Consider the following 26,096-nt stretch of genomic DNA (forward strand, 5'->3'; position numbering starts at 1 on the left):
AACAGCCGGCTGCTCAAGGAAGTGGACGTCCCCATGATGCTGGTGCGCAAGACCCAATGGCAGGTGGGAGGGAAAGTAGCGGGGACGTTCCGCTTCCAGTATCAAGCCCGCTCCTGGAAATACCCACGCTGGGTGGTGGCCCGCCTAGAAGAAGGTGAGTTAGGCTCTAATCCCCGGTTTATCATCAGCTCTCGTTACGATGACGGCTTCAAGCTTTACTACGAGCAGTACTGTGCCCGGGGTGACATGGAGAACCGGATCAAGGATCAACAACTGAGCCTGTTTGCTGACCGGACCTCCAGCACGCACTGGTGGGCCAATCAGTGGCGGCTGATCTTGTCGGGCTTCGCTTATACGCTGTTCGAGCGCTTACGCACTTACCTGAAGAAGACGCCTTTCGCGCGCATGAGCCCAAGCAACCTGAGGCTCAAACTCATCAAAGTGGGCGCAGTCATCATCCGCAATACGCGCCGAATCCGGGTGTTGATGAGTGACAGCTACCCCTATAAAGCGCAACTATCCGATCTCGTCAGGCGGTTGGTGCCGAACTGAATGCTCGGGCTCCCCCGGCCCGACGCAATGGGGGAAAGGGGGAAGTGTGTCTTAACGACGGAAAGTGGTTAAAAAGTAGGCAATTTAAGATGTACCAATAGGTTTTTAATAGCATGGCGGCCTGGGTGCGGTACTTGCTGAGGTGCTATGAGAAATCCGGGTTAGGAACGGTATAAGTTTCGCCGCCATTGATGACATGCATTTCATGGCGGTGGACGAGGTGGGTTTCGTCGCGGTCGATGTCGGTGGTGCGGCCATTACCTCTTGTCCATAAAGAGGCCATATTCTGACTCAGCTCAGGAGGTAAATTCCACACTCAGTGACTAAGGACCGTTTCTAATGAAGAATCTCCCTTCGTTTAGCTCACGAATCATTCTACTTTTGAGCACCCTGTTTTTTTAGAATTAACATACAGCCAGGCAGGCTACCAAATCATCTAGCATGGGATACTGTACACTCTAAATACAAAAAGTAATGGTGGTTGTTATCTGTGTATTTCTGGGCTTTTTTTCAAATTTTGATTGCAAGGCATAATACCAAATTAAGCACTCTACTAATCATAAAACTCACTCTAGGGTAGCTAGCATATTAACGCAAACTCCTTTTGTTAAAGCTCCTTCTATCTTGGAGTTTGCTAAATAGTGAATTACACTGTCAATTTCCATATGATTATTTTCCTCAAAATCAATATCTTCTCGGCATTCTATGACGTTTGCCCATTTTTCAAGACTTTCAGGATCAAGTTCATCGATTAAGAATCTTTTCAACACTGATCTAATATGTGAAGCAGTAAGAACGATAGGTTCGCCATCATAATCCCAACTATAACTTTTTAGGATATTAGACAATTCATCAACCGGCTCGCTAAACTCAATAAGTTTTTTCAGAACATCAAATCTTTCCATCACTCACCTCATAGCCATTACTGGTATACGCCACAATTAAGCTTGTCTTTAACATGAATAATATTTCCTGATGGATCATAGTTGAGGGTCAGCAGGTCAAGATCCTTCTGGGCGTGAACCCAGATCTGCTCCTCCCCGGCTTCATCTTCGAAGCGCAGCTCATTGAAGCCAGCGGCCTTGTGGCTTTGGGTGCGGATGACCGTGCGGGTCTTGTTGGCCGGCAGTGGGTACGGCGGAATATCCGAGGCGTGATAGGTGCGCCCGGTGATCAGTGGCTGGTCCGGGTCACTCTTCAAAAAACTAAAATATCATGGCCGATACAGGGCTATGCTGCCGTAACCACCTGCTAAGCTCTGGGCCTTATGAGTATAAGAGACCTTCTGTGTTCTTGCTGAACCATTTAAATATTATACTCAATTACAGCATGGTTTTATTTAAAATAAAGATTTCAAGTTAAATTATTCATCATCCTCATAAAGGGCATCTAAAAAACTACTAAAGGTATTAGATACCTTTATGATGCTTTCGGGCAGTATATTGTTACTCGGGTTAAAAGGAGACTTATCTTCGAATTCATGATCTTTGTAAAAGATATGCCCATAAGAGTCATCTCGCAACGACAGTAGAAAAAAGTTACCCCCATGAGTATTTGCAATAAAAACAAGACCTAATGGAAGGTTATGACCAACCTCTTTCATCTTATAGAGAATATCATTTGCTGGCTTTGCATTCAGCCCATAAAACTTTTTCACCTCATCACCTGGCAGATTTAATTTTTCAGCCTCAAAATCAATATAACTTTCTAGCGGCACGCCTCCGTTATATTTTAATAAAAATTTTTTATACGCAACAGGCAATTCATATCCCAGCTCATTCTCAGCTCGTTCCAAATCTTCCGGGCCTAGCCTCTTTCCAGTAGCAGTCATATCACTTAGCATTTTAAACGCCCATTAACGGTAACAAATGCCACTGGAACTCCTGCACGCGATAGACGAGTCGTTGTTTAAACAATGGCCCTACCTGGAGCTTACTCATCAAACCACTCATGAGGCCAGGATAAGCGTCATTATAAAAGTAGATACTGTAATAACTCGGCAGGGCGATACGTTGCAGAGAAAAAGAGCATCAGGCAGAAGTACGAGAGTTCCGATAATACGCAACCAGGTCTGCCGGATAGTTCGGATGATCACGAAAGCTCGTATCATCAATATCATAAAGCGCGACGATCAGAGCGGCTTCGAAGCACCAGTAGCCGACATAAAAATCCGCCAGTTCGTACTCGTCATCCTCGCTGAGATGGTTATCGTACCAGGCGGCTGGAGCGCAGCGTGGATACCAGTCGTCTAGGTAGCGCTGCAGGTATTGCGAACGCAAAGACGGCGCCAACTGGGTGATCTCAAGCAGCGGCGCGTGAATATCGGGATAGCACAGTGAATCCGCAATAGGCCGCTCAAGGGCTGCGAGCCGAGCCGCCAGCTGATCAAACAGCGCATCTTGCCCCGCATTTCCCGTGACCGCCAGCATCCGTTGACGATATTCGTCACTTACGCCCAGGCAAATCGCCAGCGACCACCACCAGAGGTGGTAAAGGTAGGTATCAACGGTGTTGAAGCGAGGGTCGAACTGCTCCAGCGAACGCCGCATGACCTGTTGACGTTCCGGCAGCTTCTCGCCGTACTCGGCCAGTTGCTCGCGTCGCCTCAACACATCATCCAGGTAGGGTTGTAAGCTATCCAGCGCGCTTCCTTGCGAGTAGTGTGCGACCAGGCGATAGAGCGCGCCCTCAAACAGCTGCCAAGCGCTGCGTACCCGGTCGTCCGGCAATCGGTTGACGGGGTCGGTCGGCTCGCCTTGCAAACCCAGGTCCAGTTCGCTGAGAAGCGCGGTGAAATAGGCCGGTGACTTGCGAGTATCGCGCATCGATATTTCAGCACTCATATCGGGTCTCCGTGGATCAAGGCAGCAGGATAGAGCGGGTGGTCGCGGAAGGTACTGTCATCGATGTTGAACAGCTTGACGACCAGCGCGGCCTCGAAGCACCAGTCGCCTGGGTGATTTTTCCATTCTTTCTCACGGATGATAGAGATTCCCCACTTTCTGACGGTATTGGCATAGCCATCAAGAAATTTCTTGATCAATTTACCCTGTTGATCAGTGGGCGCATCCAGTGCCTCATAGAGTGGGGCATAGGGCTTGGGGTAGAGCAGATCTGTGGCCACCGCACGCTCACTATCTCCCAGAGCGATAGCAACTCGGTCAAGCAACGCATCAACTCCGGCGTTATCGATCAGTTCCAGGGCGCGTTTAATATGTGCATCGCCGACTCCCAAACAGACGGCCATGGTTAACCAGCGGCTGTACTCAATATAAGCCCCATCGCTTAAGCGCTCGTACATCAACCTATTCTCTTGCTTTTCCTCAGGTAATGCATCGCTGTAGTAAAGTAGCTTTTCGCGCTGCTCAAGTAAATCCGGTAGGTAGTCTTGGATAATGGTCAAATCATCCCCCCGCGAATAACGGGCGACAAGATATTCCATAATACTCGAAAAAAGCATTGCAGCCCCTATTACCTTCCCCGTCGCCGGAAGAGCATCAGGAGAATCAATTTCGAGCTTGTCTCGAGCGATAGTAGTATCTTTAAAAGCAATATATTTATCGAGATTATCTCTATCCAGGCTCTTCTCACGTAGCATGCGCTTTTCTCCCTAATACTTTAAAAACCCGGGGCATCACCTATTACTCTAGCATTCTCGTCTAGCAATCTTACCCGCGATGAGCCATCGGCTTTGACGCGTATCAAGTATTTATCAACCCTCCCTGCACGCATGGATAGCGTTACGTTGCCAGCCAAAAAAAAGGGGCCGCTACCGGCCCTAGCCCGACAGACCAAGGTTACCCAGGAACCAAGCGGCACTTACTGACAGATCGGCGAGGCGTTCCACTAGTGGTCCTATCATCAGGTGCCAATATGAATGACATGCCACTGAGTGCTTTGCTGGATCATGTTCATCTGGGGTAGGGCCGATGTGAAAGACCACGCAGCCGTCCAGATAAGCTCCACGCTGACAAGGCGTATGATCATCGCCGCTGCCGCCGATCATGCCATATACGAAATATTTAACCTCGTGTCGTGCGCCGAGGCATTGAAGACAGCCAACGATTTGGGCGCCATCGCGGGATAGTCGAACGCACCTTTGCTTGGTTAAGTAAATTTAGGCACCTGGTCACACGGTATGAGCGCCAAGTTGACATCCACTATGCTCTTACGCTTCTTAGCCGCTCGCTTATTTGCTATAATGGATGGCAAGGCAGGTTTTGAAACGTACTCTTATCCTTGAGCAATGGCAAAAAGAGTCCGAAAGGTTTTCTAATGATCCGAACCCTCAATTCGAGGGACCAAACACCTAATTCAGGGGAAAGGTCACTGACAAAGCATTGAACACTCTTAAAGCTATGTAGCTATTCGTCCTCTTCCTCATCTAATAGATAGGAAAAAAATTCTTTGTAACTCCTCCAGGTGTCCGGCTGATTATTAAAACTTAATGAATTAATATTCTTTGCCTCTACTGCATCACACCAGATGACAGCAGGCTGCTCATCAGTGTTTAAAACAATTAAACTCTCAGAGGGTTCAGCTATTACCACATAGCAATCCAGTAAGCCGATAGAATGTCTCAATCTTAATGTTTCCTGAACAATATTTGTGGCCTCACTTATATTTGCTATTTCGTGATGACTGATACCCCCCAGCAGGCCACCGGAATAAAATGTTGATATTTCTTTAAAATCTTCGGGCAGCCTAATACCTAATTTTTCCTCAATCTCAAAGATTGCAAAATCATTACACGGCTCACTCCCGTATATAGCCTCATAACGAGTTCTCAAATTATTTATGTCTGTCATTAAGATTACTCCCTTCTATTTTTTGAGCGCCACTTCCAATATTCGCGCGTATCAACATCGAATTTTCTGCGATCCGGTTGCAGCGTTGGATGTGGTTTACTTCTACCATATTGGCTATGCAGGATATCTTGCCCAGGTTTACCTACACCATGATACCTTGTGCTTGCTTCTACCAATGGCCCTGGAGATTTTTGACCAAGATGGTGAAGCGTCGCAAAATTACCATCAGGTAATTGAGGGGAAAGCCCTTTTGCAGCAGCCTCAGCATTTGTCTTATCAACAAATCGCTTATCACCTGCTGTTCTAATTTGCCCCCAATCAATATCATTTCTTTGGAATACTTCGTAATCGAACTGTGTCCCCTTTGGACGAGATGCACTCCAATCTACTGGTTCATTATTAAAAAACCTTGTATCGCGACTGTGGCTCTCATCACTTTTTAGTCTAGTAGGTGCCTGCTCTACATGCACCCCATGATCAGGGGTTCTAGGCGGCGTCTCCGGTGTACGCCGAGCCACACTCCCCAGCTCGCCCGCCGTCTTGGCCGCTCCCGCGCCTTTGCCGCCTATGAGCTCGAATGTTATCGCTGCTGCGCTCATCTCGATGGCACCGAAGAAGCCGTTGCGCTCCTCGGCTTCCTGCCAGGCTTCCACGCCTGCGTCCCAAATACCGCCCCAAGCATCTCCGGTGCGCTGCAACTCCTCTCCGAGCCGTCCGGCGCGTTCCGCATCGCCGGTGGCCCAGCCGACGGCGCTATCGGCGATGTCCATCAGGCTAGGCCCGGCCAGTGTACTCAGCCCTTCGTAAGTGTCTTTGGTGCTCTGTACGATCCGTCCGCGGGCGGCGTCCGTGGAGGCCTCATCGCGGGTGAAAGGCAGTGATTCCCAGGCCGTCTTGGCCGCCGCTTTGGCACCTTCCCATTTGTCGCGGACGACGCGGCCGCCCTCCTCGCCGGGGTTATAGTCAGGCCCTTCACCGCTCGCTGGCTCGGGCGTACTTTCCACCGTCTTTTGCACGGTGGTGAGATAACCAGCGGCGCCCCCTACTCCAGAGGCATTACAGTTGATCTGGCAGGGGCTGTCATGGCGAGCTATCGGCAAACCGTTGGCTTTGACGTTGTCCTGCCCACCGGTAATCAACACATGCCCGCTGCCCTGCGAAGTGCCGGAAACCACGTGTTGCCCAGCATCGCCCTGTACGCCCTGAAACAGGTCACCGACGCGATAAAGCTCGCGTCCCGCCGCGACCACGTTAGGTGAGTAACGCACCGGATTATCCAGCGTGGCCGTGGAATCGAAGCCCACCACGCTGTTGCCCACGCGGCAAAAATCCGGCTCGCTGCAGGCGGCAAGGTACGTATAATCGGCCAGGCCAACGTGCAGCGTTTGCCCGCTGAGCGGTTCCGTGGGCGGCGGCGGCGGGGGCGCCGACGGCATGTCTTCGTCATCGGGCGGCGGATACCGATCCGCCACCACGGTCAGGGTTTCCAGTCGTTCCGGTTCGTTGAACTCGTCGCTCATGCCCGCCTCCTGGTGCGAAGCGCAGAAGCGGCAACGATCATTCGCCGTACGGGATCATCGGTGGGAAAGAGCGCGCGCCACGTCAGGGTTAGCTCGCGCTCATCGAGATCAATACTGATGGTGTCCAGTGCCAACGTGGTGACGGTGCGCTTGCCGCTAGGCTGCTCGGCCAACGCCTGAATATTGAGGCCAGGCAAGCGGCTCCGGTGGGTATAAAAGCTGCTCGTCCCTTGGCCGGCGGGCATTAATTGGCTCCCGGCCAGGCAATTGGTCAGAATGATCTCTTCATTGCCCTGCACATACTCCGGCATGATGAGGTCGGGATGAGCGCTGTTATAGAAGCGAGAATTGAAGTCCTCCGGCCACAGCGGGTAGCGGTGGGCCAGCCACGTCTCATCGAGTGTGCCTTGATGGTCAAGGCGCGGTTGCCACCAGCGGGCGATGGGCCCGAAGCCGGCCGGTGATGGCCTGTCCAAAGGAGAGGCAATCGGAAAATCAGGATCTTCGAGTTGCGGTGCGGGGAGCTGTGCGATTGCCTCCAGCTCCTGCTTGAGCGGCCTGGCAATCTCTTTAGGCAAGCGCCGGTAATCGGCCCGTGTGGGCAACCAGCCGCAGCCTGCCGGGTTATGTGGATAATAGAGCAAAGAATCCGCGCTGGCGGCCGCATCATGCGCTTCTGCCGGGCTAAAGTGCCCGCCGAAGGCGTAGCGGTAGTCCAGAGGTACTTCATGGACAGGTTCGGGTGGGGTAACCTTCCAGCCACCCATTAGCCGCCACTGAAAATCGCGCGGGCCATATACTCTCAAGTACTTGCTCACTGCCCCAACCTTGACCCCCACCCGCCAGGTGCTGCTGGGCTGGCCCGTGGGCGCGCGCAAAGTGCCGCTGACGTGAATATCCGTTGTTGGCTTGCCGACGATGAGATCGCTGTCGTTGACAACAAAACGCTGTTGACTGCCTTCCGGGCCACCCGCATACGTTTCCTGCCAGCGAATGGGATGCTGGGTAGCGGACAATCCTAACGGCTCTCGATCTCCTCTAAACCGGAAGGTGCCACGTACGGCCAGTACCTGGTATTCCAGACCGCCCGGCCCGAGCTTGCGATACAGCGCATGCGGAAACGGCGTTGGGTTGGTTACATTGGCCATGTCACCACCCTGGAGTATTGCCGTCTTTGACCATGGGGTCGTTCATCGGGTCGCTCTCGGCGCCGTCTTCCTCGCTGCCGGGGGCGGGCTGGGCGGTGCCGGTGTTGAGCAGCACATCATCCGGGCCGTCGATATGCACCTTGGTGCCCGCCTTGACGTGGATCTCGCCCGCGTCGAGGTAGATCGAATTTTCAGTGAGCACCAGCCGGCTGTTGCCCACCTGAAGTGTCAGCTGGTTGCCCGCCTTGAGGGTGATGTTGCGCCCCACGTTCAGCGAATGATTGAGCCCCACTTGCGTGGTCTGGCTCAGCCCCACCAGAGTGTTCATCAGCGCGCCGACGTTGAGGCTGTAGCCCAGGCCTACATTCTCCATGCGCGCCAAGCCGACATTTTGCAGGTACGCCTTGCCGATGGTTTCGGTCTTGTTCTTGCCCACCTTGGTCGACCAGTGCTTGCCGATGCGGTCGGTTTCATTGCCGTCGATGGTCTTGCGCCGGTGCTTGTGCACGGTGTGGGTTTCGTTGCCGTCCACGATATGGGTTTCATGGCGATGAACGAGATGCGTTTCGTCGCGGTCGATGTCCGTGGTGCGGTCCCGGTAGACGTGCAGGGTATTGTCGCGTTTGACCTCTTCGCTACGGTCGTTGAGGGTCAGCAGGTCAAGATCCTTCTGGGCGTGAAGCCAGATCTGCTCCTCATTCGCTTCATCCTCGAAGCGCAGCTCGTTGAAGCCAGCGGCCTTGTGGCTTTGGGTACGAATGACCGTGCGGGTCTTGTTGGCCGGCAGTGGGTACGGCGGAATGTTCGAGGCGTGATAGGTGCGCCCGGTGATCATTGGCTGGTCCGGGTCGCCCTCCAAAAACGACACCAAAATCTCATGCCCGATACGCGGAATGGCCATGCTGCCGTAGCCGCCGCCGGCCCAGCCCTGAGCCACGCGGATCCAGCAGCTGGCGGTTTCGTTCGCCTGGCTGTATCGATCCCAAGGGAACTGCACCTTGACCCGGCCGTGCTCGTCGCAGTAGATTTCTTCGCCTTCAGGGCCCACTACAAAGGCTACCTGGGGGCCATCCACGCGGGGTTTGGGGTTAGGCGTAGGCCGCCAGATCTGGTCCCTCGGCATAATGACCACGTTATTGTGGTAGCGGGTCATCTGCTCGCCCGCCTGGTCCGAGGTCGCGCTGCCACGCGCCATGCCGTCTTCTTCTAGCGCCTGGGGCTGTTCACCATAGTGGACGACGGATACCACCTGCCAATCGCCGTTAAAGCTCTCGACATCGTGGTCGGTCAAAGTAAAGCATCGGCCGGGGGCGAGTTCGGGCAGGTCGCTTTCAGCCTCGGCGGTAGAGGCATCGGCACGCAAAGATTCTAACCGATGGCGGGTGAACGGCTTGCCGGAGGCATCCTTCTTGTAGCGGCCCGGATAATCGTAGTGCTCGTAATCTTCCCGCTGAGCGTGTTCGCCAAGCCCCGGTGCCAGATGCTCATGGCGCTGGGCATAGCCTGGATTTTTAAAGCTGTAATCTTTTAGCGAGGCTGAAGCGGGGCGTACCCGACTAATCTGGCGCAGCTTGCGTATATGCCGCTTGGGTGAAGACCCGCCTGCTCGCGCGTGGTAGGCACGTTCGCCAATATTGGGCAGCATAACCGTGGCATCGGCAAACACTAGCCGATGCGCGCCGCCCTCGGCGTTTTCAAACTCATGAAAATAGAAGCACCCCTCCTCAGCCGCCAAGCGCTCGATAAAGGCCAGGTCTGTTTCTCGATACTGAACCAAAAACTCCCGCGTAGGTGGCGTTCGTGTCGTAGCAAACCCTAAATCAGTAATACCGCGTTCGCTGGCTAAGATATTGATAGCCTGATAAGGATTGGTATCTTGAAAAATACGCGAGTTATGACGCAAAGAAAGCCGCCACAACGCCGGGCGGATTTCCACATGATAGAAGGAGCGGCGGTGCCCGCGGTCTCCGCGGCCAAATTCACTTACAATGCCATGGATGCGGCGTAGCGGCTCGCCATCCTGCCAGATCGTGAGCGTAGCGGCCTGGTCCAGGCAATCGGAAGGTGATAAATCGTGGATGCGGCTGGCGAACTCCACTGAGAGGATAAATGGCTCGGAAAGCGCTTCGCGATGGGTAAATCGCACCACAGCGATGCCATTCGCCCCCGGTAGGGTCAACGTAAATTGCAGCCCTGTCTTATCCGCCATTTTCCCGCTCCTTGGTGCACTACGTGCTAATAAGAAGCGCTTAGAGTAGCGAGCTAGACTGGCAGGGCAAGAGCCCAACGCTTTAAAGCGTCAATGTCCTACAAAAAATTAAGCTATATCTTACAAAATAGTGCCAGACTCACCCTACCAAGTTAGTAATGCCGTGTTGATGCTTCGTCAGGCTAAATCTATATGCTTAACGCTCAAATGCTGGCCAGTAAGCTCACCCGTAACGCCGGGCTGGCGCCGCCTGCGGGCTGGGTACTCACCCAGCCCGCATCTTCAAGCTCCGCGCAAGCGCGGCGGATCAAGGCATGTTCGATATTAAGATGCCTGGCGAGTAGCGCACTGGAAATGCCTTTTTCGGCGGGCGGTGACTCGCGCAGTGCCAGCAACACCAAGGCTGCCAGCGTGTCGAGTTCAGGGTGAGCATCCTGCAGCGCCGCGAGTGCGCGCTGCAGTTCCTGCTGATTCGCCATTTGATCAGATAGATCAAGCAATCCGTGTGCTCGGCTCTAAACGAATGGCAATCGACTTGGACGCTGGGGTATGGCTTTGATCGCCCTTATGATCCAGCGGAATCAGCGGGTTGGTTTCAGGGTAGTAGGCCGCGGCGCAGCCTTCGGGCGTGTCGTAGGCCACGACTTTGAAGCCGTCCACGCGCCGTTCGATACCATCGCCCGACTCACCGATCAAATCCACCCACTGCCCGGCGCTAACGCCTAGCCGGTCGATGTCCTTACGGTTCAGGAAAATCACCTGACGGCCGTTTTCGATACCCCGGTAGCGGTCATTGTAGCCGTATACCGTGGTGTTGTACTGGTCGTGAGAGCGCATGGTTTGTAAGGTGAGCCAGCCGCCTTGGCGGGTCGCCATTTGTTGATGGATGACTTGCTCAGGCAGGGGCGCATCAGAAAACTCGGCCTTGCCGCTCTCGGTAGGAAAGCACAGCTCGAACGCGGGGTTGGTTAGCCAAAATCCCCGCGGCACGCGAACGCGTTCGTTGAAGTTCTCAAAGCCGGGAATGACCGCTTCGATATGCTCGCGAATCACGTCATAGTCTTCGCGCATGGCTGCCCAGTTCACTACCTCGCTGCCCAACAAGCGCTCAGAAATGCCGGTCAAAATGGTGATTTCTGAAGGCAGCGAGGCATCTACCGGGCGATTAATTCCTGCCGAGCTGTGCACCATGCTCATGGAATCTTCTACCGTGATCAACTGAGGCTCACCCGCCTTGTTACGGTCGATTTCGGTACGCCCCAGGCAGGGTAGAATCAACGCATCGCGACCGGTAATCAGATGGCTACGATTCAGCTTGGTGCTGATAAACGCCGTGAGCTGGCACTGCGCCATCGCCGCCTCAGTCACCCGGCTATCAGAAATCGCCCGGGTAAAGTTGCCCGCCAGGCCGATAAATACCTTGCCGGGCTGATGGCGCATGGCGTGCACGGCGGCCACGGAATCCACGCCATGTTCACGCGGCATGGGCTTGTTATAGCGAGCTTCCAAGGCATCCAGCAGTTCATCGGAGGGCTGCTCAAAAATCCCCATGGTGCGGTCACCCTGCACATTGGAGTGGCCGCGTACCGGCGAGGTGCCCGCACCGGGTTTACCTAAATTACCGCACAGCATCAGCAGGTTAACGATCTCACGTACCGTCGGTACCGAGTGCACGTGCTGAGTGATGCCCATGGCCCAGCAGATAATAGTGGCCTTGGAGCGCGCATACAGTTCGGCCGCCTCTTCCATCTGTGCGCGGCTTAAGCCTGATTGAGCCTCCAGCGTTTCCCAGGCGGTTGCTTCCACTAAGGTACGATAAGCATCCAGCTCAATGGTGTGTTCGGCCATGAAAGCGTGATCAAGCACCGCTTCGCCTGCCGCGTCACGCTCAAACAGGGCTTTGGCCATTCCACGCACCGCCGCCATGTCGCCGCCCAGTTTGGGGCAGAAGTAATGGGAACTGATCCTATGGCTGCCGTTATGTAGCATCTCAAGGGGCTTTTGCGGGTCGGCAAACTTCTCAAGCCCGCGTTCGCGCAGGGGGTTGAAGCTGACGATGGTAGCGCCACGCTCAGCCGCTTCGCGCAGCGTGCCCAACATACGCGGATGGTTGGTGCCAGGGTTCTGGCCAAATACGAAGATTGCATCGGCCTTTTCAAAATCTTCCAGCCGTACGCTGCCTTTGCCCGTGCCCAGCGCTTTGGTCAGCGCAACGCCGCTGGCTTCGTGGCACATATTGGAGCAGTCAGGCAGATTGTTGGTGCCATAAAGCCGCGCCAACAGTTGGAAAACATACGCCGATTCGTTGCCCGCCTTGCCCGAGGTATAGAAGATCGCATCATCCGGCGTGGGCAGCGCTTTAAGCTCGGCGGCAACGAGATTCAGCGCCGCATCCCAGGTAATCGGCTCGTAATGATCGGTCTCGGCGTTATAGCGCATCGGCTCGACCAGACGCCCCTGGTCTTCTAGACGGTAGTCATCCCAGGTTTTAAGCTCGCTGACGGTGTGCTTGGCGAAGAAGTCCCGGGTAACACGCTTGGAGGTGGCCTCCCAGGTCACGGCTTTTACCCCGTTCTCGCAAAATTCAAACGAGGAGCCGTGTTCAGGATCGCCCCAGGCACAGCCTGGGCAATCAAACCCATCGGGCTGGTTAAGCTTGAACAGCGAGCGGGCGTTGGTGGCCGGGGAGCGGCTATGCAGCAAATGCTTGCTGACCGCCTTGAGTGCGCCCCAACCGCCTGCCGGGTTGTGATACTCAAAAACCTTGGGATCGTGTACCGTAGAGCTTTTTGGAGCGTCCGGATCTGGCGAGGCCATAGCTTCTCCATAGAAGAGGAAAGGTGAGGGAGCAATTATGGTAAACGATTGCAGTAAACGTTAGCCTGCTTCCTTTTCAACTATAGTAGTACGTTCGGCGAAACACGTCGCCTTGTTTAAACCGCTACTTGAAAGTCTGCATCGCCCTTTGTCCATATCCGGCTGTACACCTGTTCTACTGACGTTAGAGAGAGCCATGCTACTTCTGATTGTGTTTTTTGCCCTGATTGGTCTTGCCATAGGCGGCCCCATTGGTTTGTTAATTGGTGGCGCCTTGGGTTGGTGGTTAGGGCGTCGCCTTGGCCGTCGCCTGATGGAGGCGCGCATGCGTCTTCAAGAAGGCTTTTTAGAATCGATTTTCTCGGTGATGGGCTGCCTTTGCCAGGCCGACGGAAAAGTCACTGACGGCGAGCTCGGCGTTGCCGAAAAGCTGTTTGACCAGATGCACCTTCAAGGCGAGCAGCGGGCCAAGGCACGCGCGGCCTTTGAGCGTGGCCGTGCGGATAACTTCGACCTTGATGCCGAGCTTGCCAGCGTCGGCCGTCTAACCCGCAACCAGCCGGTCATGCGCCAGGTATTTTTACAGGTCCAGCTCTCAGCCATCGCCGCGGACGGCGTACTGCATCCTGAAGAGCATACAATGATCCTGCGAGTAGCACGGGGCATTGGGTGTAGCGAGGCCGAAGTACAGCAAATTGAAGCCATGCTACATGGCGCGGCGGCTAACTCTCAAGGGGCAAGCGAAGAAGCGCTTAAAGATGCCTACCGCGTGCTGGGCGTTTCTGAGGATGCCAGCGACGCCGAAATCAAAAAAGCCTACCGCCGCTTGATGAGCCAAAACCATCCGGACAAACTGGCCGGTAAAGGCTTACCAGAAAGCATGCGCGAGGTGGCCCAGGCGCGCACCAGTGAAATCGGCAACGCCTACGAACGTATCCGTAAAGCGCGCGACAGCTAAGAGTCTCGTAAGCATTGGCCGTTTAACAGGTGCTGCAACGCTTTTATATAGCGCTCTAGCACCAGCTTCAGCGGTGCCGAGTGCGCGGCCCCTCTGCGGGCCGCGTTAATAACCTTGCCTATATCGACATCCTGGCATCGGGCCGCTAGATTGAAGGCGTCTTCTTTTCGCCAGCGACGGCTGGCACCTTGTCAGGAGCACGCCATGATTACGCTGTACAGCTTTCCCCATTCTCGCTCACTGCGCGCCGCCTGGACGCTTGAAGAGTTGGGTATGGACTACGATTGTCGCTATGTCGCGCTAGATAAAGGTGAAGGCCATACTCCGGAGCATCTGGCGCGCCATCCAGATGGCAAAGTGCCGGTGCTGGAAGACGGCGAGCTTACCCTGTTTGAATCCTCGGCCATTTGTCGTTATCTGGCCGAGCAGTATGGCAATGGCAGTTTGCTACCCGCTAACGCCGCCGAGCGAGCCCAAGTTGACCAGTGGCTAAGCTTTATCGTTACCGAAATAGAACAGCCGCTGTGGACCCACGCCAAGCATAAGTTTGCACTGCCTGAAGACAAGCGTGTGCCGACTATCGTGCCGACGGCTACGTGGGAATTTCAGCGTGCACTGAGTGCGTTAGAACGGCGTTTTCAAGGCCAGGAAACCCTGGTGGGCAATACTTTCACGCTGGCGGATATATTTCTCACCCATACGCTTTCCTGGGCGATCAGCATGAAGCACCGCCTGCCAGAGCCGCTTGTGGCCTATCACAAACGCCACACCCAACGCCCGGCCTTGGCAAAAGCGGTGGCGCGTGAGAAGCAAGCGGCCGAGTAAACACTTAACGCTTCAAGTCGAATAAGGCAACACGGCTGCCACTACCGCAAAGTAGTGGCATACGCTGCCCGCCACTACAAACAGGTGCCAAATAGCATGATTATAGGGGATCGCCCGCACGGCGTAGAAAATCACGCCCAGCGTGTAGAACATACCGCCCGCCGCTAACAAGGTAATCCCGGTTACCGAGAGGCTGGCGGTCATTTCTTCGGTTGCCAACACAATCATCCAGCCCATCAGCAGATAAATCACCACTCTCAAGATCGCGAAGCGCTGCGGCCATAGCAATTTGCAGATAATCCCGATCAGCGCGAGCGACCACACGGCGGCAAATAGCGTCCAGCCGGTAGGGCCGCGCATATTCACAAGCAAAAACGGTGTATAAGTACCCGCGATAAGAAGATAGATCGCGCAGTGATCCAGTAGCTGGAAGCGCTGCTTCCAGAGTCGATGCGCAACACCGTGATAAAGGGTAGAAGCGGTATACAGCAACACCAGCGTTATGCCGTACAAGCCAAGGCTCACCAGCTTCCACGGGTCTACGTGGGCAGCAATACTCGCCATCACCAGCAGCACCATGACCCCAATTAAGCTCAGTAACGCGCCTACCCCGTGGCTAATGCTGTGCAGGCGCTCTTCTAAAGCGCTGAATTCTTCAGGTTCAACATCGTGTGCGTTGTTCATGCCCTGCTCCATTTTAAGAGCTGCCGTCATTGAGCGGTGAGAGCCAATCACCAGACATCACTCTACCTCTCAAATATGACAAAGCCCAGGCGCCGTTGGTTGAGCGCCTGGGCTTTGTAAGGTCATGAAACAGTGGCCGCTGTACTTAGAACGCTGTGTTTAATACATAACGCTTAAAACAGCGACATGTCTGCACTATTAAAGTAAATAAAATAAAGCTAAAGCGGCAAGCTGGGTAGCGCATCCTGCATATCATTGGGCACTTTAAAATCACGCGCCGCGCCGCGGGCGCTTTCCAGGCCTTGTGGGAAGCCGCTGCGGTGGCTGTAATCCGGCGTGACACCAGCTTGGTAAGCATGCCGTTTGCTTAACGCCTGGGCACAGTAGACATCGACTGCGGTAATAATCCCCACGGCGGTTAGCGCCAGATAAAGGTTCTTTCGCTTGGGGTTATGTCTATCCTGAAGCGCGTAGGTCAGTGCAGCCAGGTCAAGAGTATCGCCGCCTACCCGGCTCCAGATCGCAGGCGTTGGATTATCGGTCAGTGCGCCAATGCCGCTGATCATTTCACGCGCGCCGCAGGCACGCACCTTGTTCTCATGGCCGCGCAACCCAAGTTGTTCACCTAGCTTATGCGGCGCCAACAGCTGATAAAGCCCCAGGCCCAGACTTAGCCAGCCAAGCCCGCGGGCGACTCTATCGGCGGTGCTTAATGAACGGGTCATATGTTGTGATTGATGATATTGATGGTGCATAGCTACCTCCATGGCTTGTTGATCAAGGTTTGAGAATCACCTTGACGCAACCATCCTGCTTCTCGCGGAAGGTCTTATACATTTCAGGCCCCTGATCCAGGCCTACGGAGTGGGTAATGACAAAAGAGGGATCAATCTGCCCTTCATCGATACGCTTGAGCAGGTCATCGGTCCAGCGATTAACGTGGGTCTGGCCGGTGCGCACGGTAAGCCCCTTGTTCATTAGCGCGCCCATGGGGATTTTATCGACAAGCCCGCCGTAAACGCCGGGAATGGACAGCACGCCAGCTGGACGACATACGTAAATCATCTCGCGCAGAACATGGGCGCGGTCACTTTCCAGCATCATCGCCTGCTTGACCCGATCATAGGCAGAATCCAGTGAGCGCGTGGCATGCGCTTCAAGGCCTACCGCATCGATACATTTTTCCGGGCCTTTGCCGTTGGTCAGCTCCTGCAAGCGGCCAAGCACACTCTCATGCTCGAAATTAATCGTGATCGCCCCGCCCGCCTGGGCCATGGAAAGGCGTTCAGGCACGTTGTCGATCACCACTACCTGGCGGGCACCCAGCAAGACGGCGCTGCGAATACAGAACTGACCAACCGGCCCCGCCCCCCAGATAACGACCGTATCGGTGGGCTGAATATCGCACTGCACGGCGGCCTGCCAGCCGGTTGGGAAAATATCCCCGAGGAATAGCACCTGCTCGTCGGTAAGTGTGTCGGGAACTTTGATATGCGTTGTATCGGCAAACGGCACGCGGACAAATTCCGCTTGGCCGCCTGCATAGCCGCCGGTTAAATGTGAGTAACCAAACAGCCCGGCACCGCCGTGGCCAAAGGCCTTGTCGGCCAGGGATTTATTACGGTTGGAGCGTTCGCAAACCGAGTAATTGCCGCGTTGGCACTGCTCGCATTCACCGCAGAAAATAGTGAACGGCACCACCACCCGGTCGCCGACCTTTAACGTCTTGTTAGCGCTGCCCACCTCCATGACTTCGCCCATAAACTCATGGCCAAGCACGTCGCCGCATTGCATACCGGGTATAAAGTGATCGTAAAGATGCATGTCAGAGCCGCAGATAGCGCAGCTGCTTACATTGATAATCGCATCGCGAGGATGTTCTATTTCAGGATCGGGAACCGTGTCGTAACGAACGTCATTTTTGCCATGCCAGCAAAGTGCTTTCATCGTTGCTCCTCCTTACTCTTTTGCAGATAATTAGCGTCCTGCTATGTATCAGCATCGGTCTGTATCAAAACCGGTCTGTATCAACATAGCCCAGACGCCGGGCAAAAAAGTTTAAGAAAAAGCAATTTTTGGCAGTTTTAACCGCATTAAGGCGTTATTTTCAGCCTTTTCGCTCGATATCCACATCGCTTGCCTGGGTAAAATCACCCAGCGCCATCATATGGCCAAGCTTGCCTGCCTTGGTGGCTAGGTACTGCTCGTTATGCGGGTTGAGGCCGGTGGTGATGGGCAGCCGTTCGACCACATTGACGCCATCCCGAGTCAGCGCATCCACTTTACGCGGGTTATTGGTCATCAGCTTTAGCGCGGTAATACCCAAATGGTTGAGCATAGGCACGCACAAATCATAGCGGCGCATATCGGCACCAAAGCCTAGCTGCTCGTTGGCCTCTACCGTATCCGCGCCCTGGTCTTGCAGATGATAGGCGCGGATCTTATTGAGCAAGCCAATACCGCGCCCTTCCTGGCGCAGATAAAGCAGTACGCCCCGGCCCTCTTCGGCAATACGCTTAAGCGCTTCCTGTAGCTGGTAGCCACAGTCGCAGCGCATGGAAAAAAGCGCATCGCCGGTCAGGCACTCGGAATGTACGCGCCCCAATACAGGCTCACCGCCCTTAACATCGCCGAGCGTTAAAGCGATATGATCTTTGCCCGTCGCTTCGTCTTCGAAGCCATGCATAGTGAACGTGGCCCAAGGGGTGGGCAGTCGGGAAGCAGCAATAAAGCGAATGGTCACAGGTTACCTCGCTGATTAACCAAACCAGTTAACCACACCAATGTTGGTAAAATAGGCGGGTAGTTTATCAGGAAGTCGCCTTTAGCTCACGGGTCGCATAGGGTGTGAGCCACGAGAAAAATTGTCGGGTTGCGACGATTTTTGCCATGCACATCACTGCCTGGCACCTATCTTAAAGTACAATTGCTCGCCTACAATGCGGGCAAATTTCCTAAGGGCTAGTATTTATGACCCCCACACCTCTGCAAAACGACCGTTTCCTGCGCGCGCTGGCGCGTCAACCTGTCGACCGCACGCCGGTGTGGATGATGCGCCAAGCCGGCCGCTATCTACCGGAATACCGCGCCAGCCGTGCAGATGCGGGCAGCTTTATGGACCTGTGCCGCAACCATGACCTGGCCTGCGAAGTCACTCTGCAGCCGTTGGAGCGCTATCCGCTAGACGCTGCGATTCTGTTTTCAGATATCCTGACGATTCCTGACGCCATGGGCCTGGGACTCTATTTTGAAACCGGCGAAGGCCCCAAATTTCGCAAGACCGTGCGCACCCCGGAAGAAGTCGCCGCACTCAGCGTACCGGACGCCGAGCGCGACCTGGACTACGTCATGCGTGCGGTATCCACCATCCGCCGCGAGCTGAACGGGCGTATGCCGCTGATCGGCTTCTCGGGAAGCCCCTGGACCCTGGCGACTTATATGGTGGAAGGTGGCTCAAGCAAGGACTTCCGCCACCTGAAAACCATGCTCTACGACACGCCAGACACCATGCACCAGCTGCTGGATACCCTGGCCCAGTCGGTAACCGACTACCTGAATGCCCAGATTCGCGCAGGCGCCCAGGCGGTGCAGATTTTCGATACCTGGGGCGGCGCGCTGTCTACCCCGGCGTACTTGGAGTTCTCGCTGCGCTACATGGAGCAGATCGTTTCCGGGCTGATTCGCGAGCACGACGGACGCCGCGTGCCGGTGATCCTGTTCACCAAGAACGGCGGCCAGTGGCTTGAGCATATCGCTTGTGCCGGTGCTGACGCACTCGGTATCGACTGGTCAACCGAGCTTTCAAACGCCCGCGCCCGCGTTGGCCATAAGGTCGCGCTACAAGGCAATCTGGACCCTAACGTACTGTTTGCCCGCCCGTCGGCGATTCGTGCCGAAGTCGCCCGCGTGCTGGAAAGTTACGGCCATGGCCCGGGCCACGTGTTCAACCTGGGCCACGGCATCAGCCAGTTTACCAATCCGGATAATGTCACCGCCTTTATGGAGGCACTGCACGAGCTAAGCCCGCAGTATCACCAAGGCATTCCCACCCACTCCAACACCCCTTCCTCAGGAGCCAATTGATGAGCGAATTACGCGACGACCAGTGGTTTACCGAAGTGTTTGATAGCCACGGCAGCGCCTTCTCGCTGAAGATCTCTGAAAAGCTATTGGATGTGCAGAGTGAGTACCAGCACCTGGAAGTGTACGCCACCGAAACCTACGGCAACTTGATGGTGCTGGATGGCTGCGTGATGCTCACCGACCGCGACAACTTCCTGTATCACGAAATGATCGCCCACCCGGCACTGTTTACTCATCCAGCACCCAAGCGCGTGGTGATTATCGGCGGCGGTGACTGCGGCACACTGAAAGAAGTGCTGCGTCATCCAGACGTTGAGAAAGTCACCCAGATCGATATCGATGAGGAAGTCACCAAGGCCGCGGAGCGTTTCTTCCCCGCGCTGGTTGAAGCCAACGACGACCCGCGTGCCGAGCTGCTGTTCGCTGATGGCGTCAAATGGGTGGATGACGCTGCCGATGAAAGCATTGACGTGCTGATTATCGACTCCACCGACCCGGTTGGCCCCGCCGAAGGCTTGTTCAAGACCGACTTCCTGAAGCGCTGTCATCGCATCCTGAAAGCCGATGGCGTGATGGTTCAGCAGAGCGAATCGCCGCTTTATCACAGCGGCTCGATCATTCGCGAGCTGCGCCATGATATGCGCGAAGCGGGCTTTTCAAGCGTTGCCACGCTGCCCTTCCCTCAGCCGGTTTACCCGTCTGGCTGGTGGAGCGTGACGCTGGCCGGTAAAGGCACCAACGTGGAAACCTTCCGCGAAGAGGCTGCCGCTAGCCACGAAATGCCGCTACAGTACTACACAGTGGATGCCCACCGTGGCGCCCTGGCGCTGCCGCCGTTTATGCGCAAAGCATTCGCGTAACGCACGCGCCAGCAAGCGATAAAGGCCGGGCTGCTCTGCCCGGCTTTTTTGTGTCTCAACGTTAAGGAAACAACAATGAAAACCGTACGTTGGTTAAGTATTAGCGCCTGTGCTCTGGTTCCCGTATTCGCCCTGGCGAATACCCTTACGCTTGAAAAAGTGCAATCCCGCGACAGCGTGCGCTGTGGCGTTAATGCCGCGCAGCCCGGCTTCTCCTCTCTGGATGATGGCGATCAGTATCGCGGCCTGGACACTGACGTTTGCCGTGCGGTTGCCGCCGCTGCCCTGGGGGACGCCAGTAAGGTAGATTTTGTACCACTGGACTCGGTCGAGCGGTTTACCGCGCTACAGTCTGGCGAGGTGGATTTGCTGTCTCGCACCACCACCTGGTCGTCAAGCCGCGATACGACGCTGGGCCTGCAGTTTACTGGGGTAACCTACTACGATGGTCAGGCCTTTATGGTCGCAAGCGACCTAGGCGTGCAAAGTGCCGAGGATCTCGACGGGGCGGCGGTATGCACCCAGTCGGGCACGACCAGCGAGCTGAACCTTTCCGACTACTTCCGTATTAATGACATGAGTTACGACGCGGTGGTCTTTGACTCCCCTGAGCAATCCATTGCGGGTTTCGAAGCGGGCCGATGCGATGTTTTAAGCTCTGACGCTTCTCAGCTTTACGCCCAGCGTATGCAGCTGGCCGACCCGAATATGGCCGTCGTACTGCCCGAGATCATTTCCAAAGAGCCACTTGGCCCTGCCGTACGCCAAGGCGATGACCAGTGGTTCAATATTGTGAAGTGGTCGCTGTTTGCCATGCTCAATGCTGAAGAGTACGGCGTGACCAGCGAAAACGTCGATGAACAGCGCAGTACCAATAACCCGGATATCGCGCGCTTGCTTGGTCAAGACGGTAACTATGGCGAAGGCATGGGCTTGAATGAAGACTGGGCCTACCAAATCATCAAGCAAGTAGGCAACTATGCGGAAATTTATGAGCGTAACGTGGGGGCGGATTCCAACTTCAAGATCGCCCGCGGCTTGAACGCGCTGTGGAAAGATGGCGGTATCCAGTACGCGCCGCCCATTCGTTAATCACTTTTAGCAGTCAATCGGCGGTTACTGCACCAAGTCAGAGCGTGCAGTAACCGTTTCTAATTTTTTGCACCTAAACTTTCGTCGGAACCGGGATGTTTTGCGTTGAAAAGCGCTGAATTTGGCGATATCCCATGTTGGCATCTTCCTTGCTAGTTTTATATGTCATGCCTCTGCATGCATAACAAGACTAAACATAATGGGAAACTCTATGATGCTAACTAAAAAACACTTAGTACTGCTGGCCTCGGCAGGCGTGGTTACGCTAGCAGGCACCTCAACGGCGAATGCAGCCACTTTGGAAGATACCATCGAGCGTGGTGCGGTTCAGTGCGGCGTTAGTGACGGTTTGCCAGGCTTCTCCGCACCCGACGGCGATGGCAACTGGCAAGGGCTGGATGTCGATGTGTGCCGTGCCGTGGCTGCTGCTGTTCTGGGCGATGCCGACGCGGTGAATTACATTTCGCTTAATGCGGTAGAACGCTTTACGGCTCTTCAGTCAGGCGAAGTGGATCTGCTTTCGCGCAACACCACCTGGACCACTACCCGCGATACCACGCTGGGCCTGAACTTTGCTGGCGTCAACTTCTACGACGGTATCGGCTTTATGGTCAGCCGCGACTTAGAAATTAGCGGCGCTGATGAGCTGGACGGCGCGGCGATCTGTATCCAAACCGGCACTACGACCGAGCTAAACGTGGCCGATTATTTCCGCGCCAACGATATGCAGTTCGACCCCATTGTGTTTGATACCTCAGAACAGACCGTGGGCGGCTTCCAGGCCGGTCGCTGTGACGTATTGACCTCCGATACCTCTCAGCTGGCAGCCCTGCGCATTCAGCTAGACGATCCGGATGGTGCCGTCATTCTACCCGATATCATTTCCAAGGAGCCGCTGGGCCCGGTGGTTCGCCAGGGCGATGACACCTGGTTCAACATCGTGAAATGGTCGCTGTTTGCCATGCTGAACGCTGAAGAGTACGGCGTGACCAGCGAAAACGTTGACGATATGACCAGCTCCGAAAATCCCGATATCGCGCGCCTATTGGGCCAGGACGGCAACTACGGTGAAGGCATGGGCTTAGAAGCTGACTGGGCTTACAACATTATCAGCCAGGTGGGTAACTACGCCGAGAGTTTTGATCGCAATGTCGGCATGGACTCTCCGCTTGAAATCGAACGGGGTGCTAACGCCCTTTGGAACCAAGGTGGCTTCCAGTACGCACCGCCGATTCGCTAAGCGTCTCGCTTGACCCGGCCCGTCGCCCTTATCAGGTACGCATTCAGTACGTGCTTTAAGTTCCTGTTTTAAGGGGCAGGCGGGCCATTTGATTGACCTTCCGTATCGCGGAGACGCCACCCATGTCGGTAAGACCCAATACTCGCCCCGCTGGCCAAAAGCCGCCGTTCTGGCGAGACCGCGCTAAGCGTGCACTGATTTTCCAACTTCTTTTAACGGCGGCGGTCGCCGTCTTCCTGCTATATATCGTGGGTAATGTTCAGGACAACTTATCCTCCCGGGGGATCACCACCGGCTTTGGCTTTTTAAATAACACCGCAGGCTTTGGGATCGTCCAAAGTCTGATCGACTACTCCTCTCAGGACACCTATGGCCGAACCTTCTTGGTCGGGTTGCTCAATACATTATTGGTGGGCGGGTTCGGGGTATTAGCGGCCACCACGATTGGCTTTATCGTGGGGATTGCTCGCCTTTCACCTAACTGGCTACTGGCACGCCTTGCCACCGCCTATATCGAAACCTTTCGTAATATTCCGCTGCTGCTGCAAATTTTCTTTTGGTACTTTGCCGTACTGCGGGCTCTACCAAGCGCCCGGGAGAGTTTGTCTTTTGGCGAAGTTCTATTTCTTAACGTGCGGGGCCTTTATTTGCCCGAGCCGCTTTTTGAGTCGGGCTTCGGGTTAATTCCGGCAACGTTTTTGGTAGCGATTGTGGCCAGCGTTATTTTAGTGATCTGGAATAGGCGTCGTCACGAGGCCACGGGCAAGCGCCTGCCGGCTATCTGGATCTCACTGGCGCTCATTTTTGGTTTACCGCTGCTGGTCTTGCTCGGAACAGGTGTGCCGGTGACCTGGGATATACCTGAGCTGCGCGGGTTTAACTTCCGGGGCGGCTTTACGATCATCCCCGAGTTTTTAGCCTTGTGGCTGGCGCTGTCGATCTATACCGCCGCGTTTATTGCCGAAATTGTCCGCTCGGGTATCCAGGCGATTTCTCATGGGCAAACCGAAGCGGCGCAGGCGCTAAGCCTGCCGCGTAACCTTGTGCTGCGTCTGGTGGTCATTCCTCAAGCGCTGCGGGTCATTATCCCCCCGCTGACCAGCCAGTACTTGAACCTGATCAAGAACTCGTCACTGGCTACCGCGATCGGCTACCCCGACCTCGTTTCAGTGTTTGCGGGCACTACGCTCAACCAAACAGGCCAAGCCATTGAGGTCATTGCCATGACCATGGCGGTGTATCTGACCATCAGTCTGTTGGTTTCCATGTTTATGAACTGGTTCAACGCCCGCGTGGCGCTGGTCGAGCGCTAAGTGACGGTGAGGATTTCTGCATGATTCATAATCAAACCATGATCAATCAGCGGCCAGCGCCTACCAACACCATTGGTCCGCTTGCCTGGCTTCGCGCCAACTTATTCAGCGGCCCTATTAACACGCTGTTTACCCTGATTGGCCTTTACGTGCTGTATCTACTGCTGGTGCCGACCATTCAGTGGGCATTTATCAACGCTGACTGGACTGGCACCACACGGGAAGACTGCTCGCGCGAAGGTGCCTGCTGGGTATTTGTGAAGGCGCGCTTTAGCCAGTTCATGTATGGCCTCTACCCACGCGATGAGGTTTGGCGGGCCAATATCGTCTTTGCGGGCTTCTTTGCGCTTATTGCATGGCTTGCCATACCGCGCATGCCGTTTAAACGCTGGGTGGCGGTGCTTGCGTTAGTGGGCTTCCCGGTCGCAGCTTACGTGCTGCTGCACGGCGGTTATTTTGATTTGCCACGTGTACCGACCCACCGCTGGGGCGGCTTAATGCTAACGCTGCTGCTGGCTTCTGTGGGCATGATTGGGGCACTGCCCATCGGCATTGTGCTGGCCCTGGGGCGGCGTTCCAACATGCCGATCGTGAAAAGCTTTTGCGTCATTTTTATTGAGTTCTGGCGCGGCGTGCCACTGATTACCGTGTTGTTTATGGCCTCGGTCATGCTGCCGCTCTTTCTGCCTTCGGATATCACTGTCGACCGCCTGGTGCGCGCTCTGATCGGTCTGACGCTGTTTCAAAGTGCGTATATGGCCGAGGTGATCCGCGGCGGCCTGCAGGCGATTCCCAAAGGTCAGGAAGAGGCGGCTGCCGCGCTAGGGATGACGTACTGGAAACGCATGGGGCTTATCGTGATGCCGCAGGCGCTGAAGATGATGATTCCAGGCATCGTCAATACGTTTATCTCGCTATTTAAAGACACCACGCTGGTCATGATTATCGGGCTGTTTGATCTATTGGGGATCGTGCAGGCTGCGCTTTCCGACTCGAACTGGCTGGGCTTTTCCATTGAAGGCTATGTATTTGCAGCGTTCGTTTTCTGGATTTTCTGCTTCAGCATGTCGCGCTATAGCCAGTATCTGGAACGCAAGCTCAATACCGGCCATAAGCGCTAACGCCGCTTTCCTTAAAGATTTTGAGTAGGATTTCACACATGACACAAGCAGCCACTAATAGCTCTGATACAAGCACTCATGACACAAGTACGGATACAAGTACGGACACAAGTACTTCTGATCTGATGGTTGAAATGCGCGGCGTTAACAAGTGGTACGGCGACTTTCACGTACTCCGCGATATTGATTTCGAAGTAAAACGCGGTGAGCGTATCGTTATCTGCGGCCCGTCTGGTTCGGGTAAATCGACGCTGATTCGCTGCATCAATCACCTTGAAGAGCATCAGCAAGGCGAAATAGTGGTCGGCGGCGTGCCGCTTACCCAGGATGTAAAACGTATCGAGCAGATTCGCCGCAGCGTCGGCATGGTGTTTCAGCACTTCAATCTTTTCCCCCATTTAAGCGTGCTTGAGAACTGCTGTATCGCGCCGATGTGGGTACAGAAAAAGCCCCGCAAGGAAGCCGAGGCCCAGGCGATGCGCTATCTGGAACGGGTAAAGATTGCAGAACAGGCCAGGAAATACCCCGGCCAGCTTTCCGGCGGCCAGCAGCAGCGCGTAGCCATCGCCCGTTCGCTGTGCATGCACCCGGATATCATGCTGTTCGATGAGCCCACCTCCGCTCTTGACCCGGAAATGATCAAGGAAGTGCTGGACGTAATGGTGGAGCTTGCCAATGAAGGCATGACCATGCTCTGCGTCACCCATGAAATGGGCTTTGCCAAAACCGTCGCCGACCGGGTGATCTTTATGGACCAAGGGCAGATTATTGAAGAAAACGCACCGGAACCGTTCTTCAATAACCCACAGTCGGAGCGTACTCAGCTGTTCTTAAGCCAGATACTGGGTCACTAAAGCGTTGCCGTG

At 54.9% G+C, this 26,096-nt stretch carries 24 protein-coding genes and 2 pseudogenes; 11 read left to right on the forward strand and 15 right to left on the reverse strand.

What is annotated here, in order from left to right:
• Nucleotides 1-552 (forward strand): transposase (locus tag INT33_RS13830; protein WP_193092183.1); only part of this gene is annotated, 552 nt, incomplete at its 5' end.
• A gap of 566 nt (nt 553-1,118) precedes the next feature.
• On the opposite strand, the gene INT33_RS13835 is transcribed toward INT33_RS13830, so the two are convergent.
• The 5 genes and pseudogenes from INT33_RS13835 to INT33_RS13855 all read right to left on the reverse strand — a co-directional run bounded on the left by INT33_RS13835 (nt 1,119) and on the right by INT33_RS13855 (nt 4,150).
• Nucleotides 1,119-1,457 (reverse strand): hypothetical protein, encoded by a 339-nt coding sequence (locus INT33_RS13835; RefSeq protein ID WP_193092184.1) that lies wholly within the window; start codon nt 1,455-1,457, stop codon nt 1,119-1,121.
• 80 nt (nt 1,458-1,537) lie between these two features.
• Nucleotides 1,538-1,759: pseudogene (locus tag INT33_RS13840) on the reverse strand (bacteriophage T4 gp5 trimerisation domain-containing protein); the annotation flags it as partial.
• A 156-nt stretch (nt 1,760-1,915) separates the two neighbouring features.
• On the reverse strand, nt 1,916-2,395 hold the full coding sequence (locus tag INT33_RS13845) for an SMI1/KNR4 family protein (protein WP_192539968.1): 480 nt from the start codon (nt 2,393-2,395) through the stop codon (nt 1,916-1,918).
• Nucleotides 2,396-2,582: 187 nt separating this feature from the next.
• Nucleotides 2,583-3,395 (reverse strand): PoNe immunity protein domain-containing protein, encoded by an 813-nt coding sequence (locus INT33_RS13850; protein ID WP_192538830.1) that lies wholly within the window; start codon nt 3,393-3,395, stop codon nt 2,583-2,585.
• Nucleotides 3,392-4,150 carry a PoNe immunity protein domain-containing protein gene (locus tag INT33_RS13855; protein ID WP_192538829.1) on the reverse strand — a complete coding sequence of 253 codons (759 nt, stop codon included), beginning with the start codon at nt 4,148-4,150 and terminating at the stop codon, nt 3,392-3,394. The genes INT33_RS13850 and INT33_RS13855 overlap by 4 nt, the downstream gene beginning before the upstream one ends.
• Before the next feature lie 126 nt (nt 4,151-4,276).
• Between INT33_RS13855 and INT33_RS21180 the strand changes: the two are divergent.
• Nucleotides 4,277-4,776, forward strand: a pseudogene (locus tag INT33_RS21180) (transposase); the annotation flags it as partial.
• Nucleotides 4,777-4,916: 140 nt separating this feature from the next.
• Here INT33_RS21180 and INT33_RS13860 read toward each other — a convergent pair.
• From INT33_RS13860 to INT33_RS13885, 6 genes are all read right to left on the reverse strand, one after another.
• Nucleotides 4,917-5,360: an SMI1/KNR4 family protein gene (locus INT33_RS13860; protein WP_192538828.1), complete on the reverse strand. Its 444-nt coding sequence runs from the start codon at nt 5,358-5,360 to the stop codon at nt 4,917-4,919.
• Nucleotides 5,361-5,365: 5 nt separating this feature from the next.
• A complete protein-coding gene (locus INT33_RS13865) occupies nt 5,366-6,880 on the reverse strand; it encodes an HNH/ENDO VII family nuclease (RefSeq protein ID WP_192538827.1) in 1,515 nt (504 codons plus the stop codon).
• Nucleotides 6,877-8,028: a DUF2169 family type VI secretion system accessory protein gene (locus INT33_RS13870; protein ID WP_192538826.1), complete on the reverse strand. Its 1,152-nt coding sequence runs from the start codon at nt 8,026-8,028 to the stop codon at nt 6,877-6,879. The genes INT33_RS13865 and INT33_RS13870 overlap by 4 nt, the downstream gene beginning before the upstream one ends.
• A gap of 1 nt (nt 8,029) precedes the next feature.
• Nucleotides 8,030-10,237 carry a type VI secretion system Vgr family protein gene (locus INT33_RS13875; RefSeq protein WP_192538825.1) on the reverse strand — a complete coding sequence of 736 codons (2,208 nt, stop codon included), beginning with the start codon at nt 10,235-10,237 and terminating at the stop codon, nt 8,030-8,032.
• A gap of 203 nt (nt 10,238-10,440) precedes the next feature.
• Nucleotides 10,441-10,737, reverse strand: a complete 297-nt coding sequence (locus INT33_RS13880) for a MarR family transcriptional regulator (RefSeq protein ID WP_192538824.1) — start codon at nt 10,735-10,737, stop codon at nt 10,441-10,443.
• Entirely contained in the window at nt 10,730-13,054 is a 2,325-nt protein-coding gene (locus INT33_RS13885; protein WP_192538823.1) for an FdhF/YdeP family oxidoreductase, read from the reverse strand. The genes INT33_RS13880 and INT33_RS13885 overlap by 8 nt, the downstream gene beginning before the upstream one ends.
• 196 nt (nt 13,055-13,250) lie before the next feature.
• Here INT33_RS13885 and djlA point away from each other — a divergent pair, with 196 nt between their 5' ends.
• A complete protein-coding gene (djlA, locus tag INT33_RS13890; RefSeq protein WP_192538822.1) occupies nt 13,251-14,012 on the forward strand; it encodes a co-chaperone DjlA in 762 nt (253 codons plus the stop codon).
• Nucleotides 14,013-14,216: 204 nt separating this feature from the next.
• Complete coding sequence (locus INT33_RS13895; protein WP_192538821.1) at nt 14,217-14,837, forward strand: glutathione S-transferase family protein; 621 nt, start codon at nt 14,217-14,219, stop codon at nt 14,835-14,837.
• A 12-nt stretch (nt 14,838-14,849) separates the two neighbouring features.
• On the opposite strand, the gene trhA is transcribed toward INT33_RS13895, so the two are convergent.
• From trhA to ribA, 4 genes are all read right to left on the reverse strand, one after another.
• Nucleotides 14,850-15,521 (reverse strand): PAQR family membrane homeostasis protein TrhA, encoded by a 672-nt coding sequence (gene trhA, locus INT33_RS13900; protein ID WP_192538820.1) that lies wholly within the window; start codon nt 15,519-15,521, stop codon nt 14,850-14,852.
• Between the two features lie 218 nt (nt 15,522-15,739).
• Entirely contained in the window at nt 15,740-16,276 is a 537-nt protein-coding gene (locus INT33_RS13905) for a hypothetical protein (protein ID WP_192538819.1), read from the reverse strand.
• A gap of 22 nt (nt 16,277-16,298) precedes the next feature.
• Nucleotides 16,299-17,468 carry a zinc-dependent alcohol dehydrogenase gene (locus INT33_RS13910; protein ID WP_192538818.1) on the reverse strand — a complete coding sequence of 390 codons (1,170 nt, stop codon included), beginning with the start codon at nt 17,466-17,468 and terminating at the stop codon, nt 16,299-16,301.
• A 160-nt stretch (nt 17,469-17,628) separates the two neighbouring features.
• Entirely contained in the window at nt 17,629-18,264 is a 636-nt protein-coding gene (ribA, locus tag INT33_RS13915; protein ID WP_192538817.1) for a GTP cyclohydrolase II, read from the reverse strand.
• 227 nt (nt 18,265-18,491) lie between these two features.
• Between ribA and hemE the strand changes: the two genes are divergently transcribed.
• The 7 genes from hemE (at nt 18,492) to INT33_RS13950 (ending at nt 26,084) form a co-directional block, all read left to right on the forward strand.
• Nucleotides 18,492-19,604, forward strand: a complete 1,113-nt coding sequence (gene hemE, locus INT33_RS13920; RefSeq protein ID WP_192538816.1) for a uroporphyrinogen decarboxylase — start codon at nt 18,492-18,494, stop codon at nt 19,602-19,604.
• On the forward strand, nt 19,604-20,464 hold the full coding sequence (gene speE / locus INT33_RS13925; protein ID WP_192538815.1) for a polyamine aminopropyltransferase: 861 nt from the start codon (nt 19,604-19,606) through the stop codon (nt 20,462-20,464). The genes hemE and speE overlap by 1 nt, the downstream gene beginning before the upstream one ends.
• 75 nt (nt 20,465-20,539) lie before the next feature.
• Nucleotides 20,540-21,556, forward strand: coding sequence for an amino acid ABC transporter substrate-binding protein (locus INT33_RS13930; protein ID WP_192538814.1), 1,017 nt, complete (start codon nt 20,540-20,542; stop codon nt 21,554-21,556).
• A 214-nt stretch (nt 21,557-21,770) separates the two neighbouring features.
• Nucleotides 21,771-22,796: an amino acid ABC transporter substrate-binding protein gene (locus tag INT33_RS13935; protein WP_192538832.1), complete on the forward strand. Its 1,026-nt coding sequence runs from the start codon at nt 21,771-21,773 to the stop codon at nt 22,794-22,796.
• A 122-nt stretch (nt 22,797-22,918) separates the two neighbouring features.
• The gene (locus INT33_RS13940; RefSeq protein ID WP_192538813.1) at nt 22,919-24,109 is read left to right on the forward strand and encodes an amino acid ABC transporter permease; all 1,191 of its coding nucleotides are present in this window, start codon (nt 22,919-22,921) and stop codon (nt 24,107-24,109) included.
• 20 nt (nt 24,110-24,129) lie between these two features.
• The gene (locus INT33_RS13945) at nt 24,130-25,230 is read left to right on the forward strand and encodes an amino acid ABC transporter permease (protein WP_192538812.1); all 1,101 of its coding nucleotides are present in this window, start codon (nt 24,130-24,132) and stop codon (nt 25,228-25,230) included.
• 125 nt (nt 25,231-25,355) lie between these two features.
• Nucleotides 25,356-26,084, forward strand: a complete 729-nt coding sequence (locus INT33_RS13950) for an amino acid ABC transporter ATP-binding protein (protein ID WP_040460265.1) — start codon at nt 25,356-25,358, stop codon at nt 26,082-26,084.
• Nucleotides 26,085-26,096: the final 12 nt, after the last annotated feature.

The sequence above is a fragment of the Halomonas colorata genome (genome assembly GCF_014897985.1).
Classification (GTDB): domain Bacteria; phylum Pseudomonadota; class Gammaproteobacteria; order Pseudomonadales; family Halomonadaceae; genus Vreelandella; species Vreelandella colorata.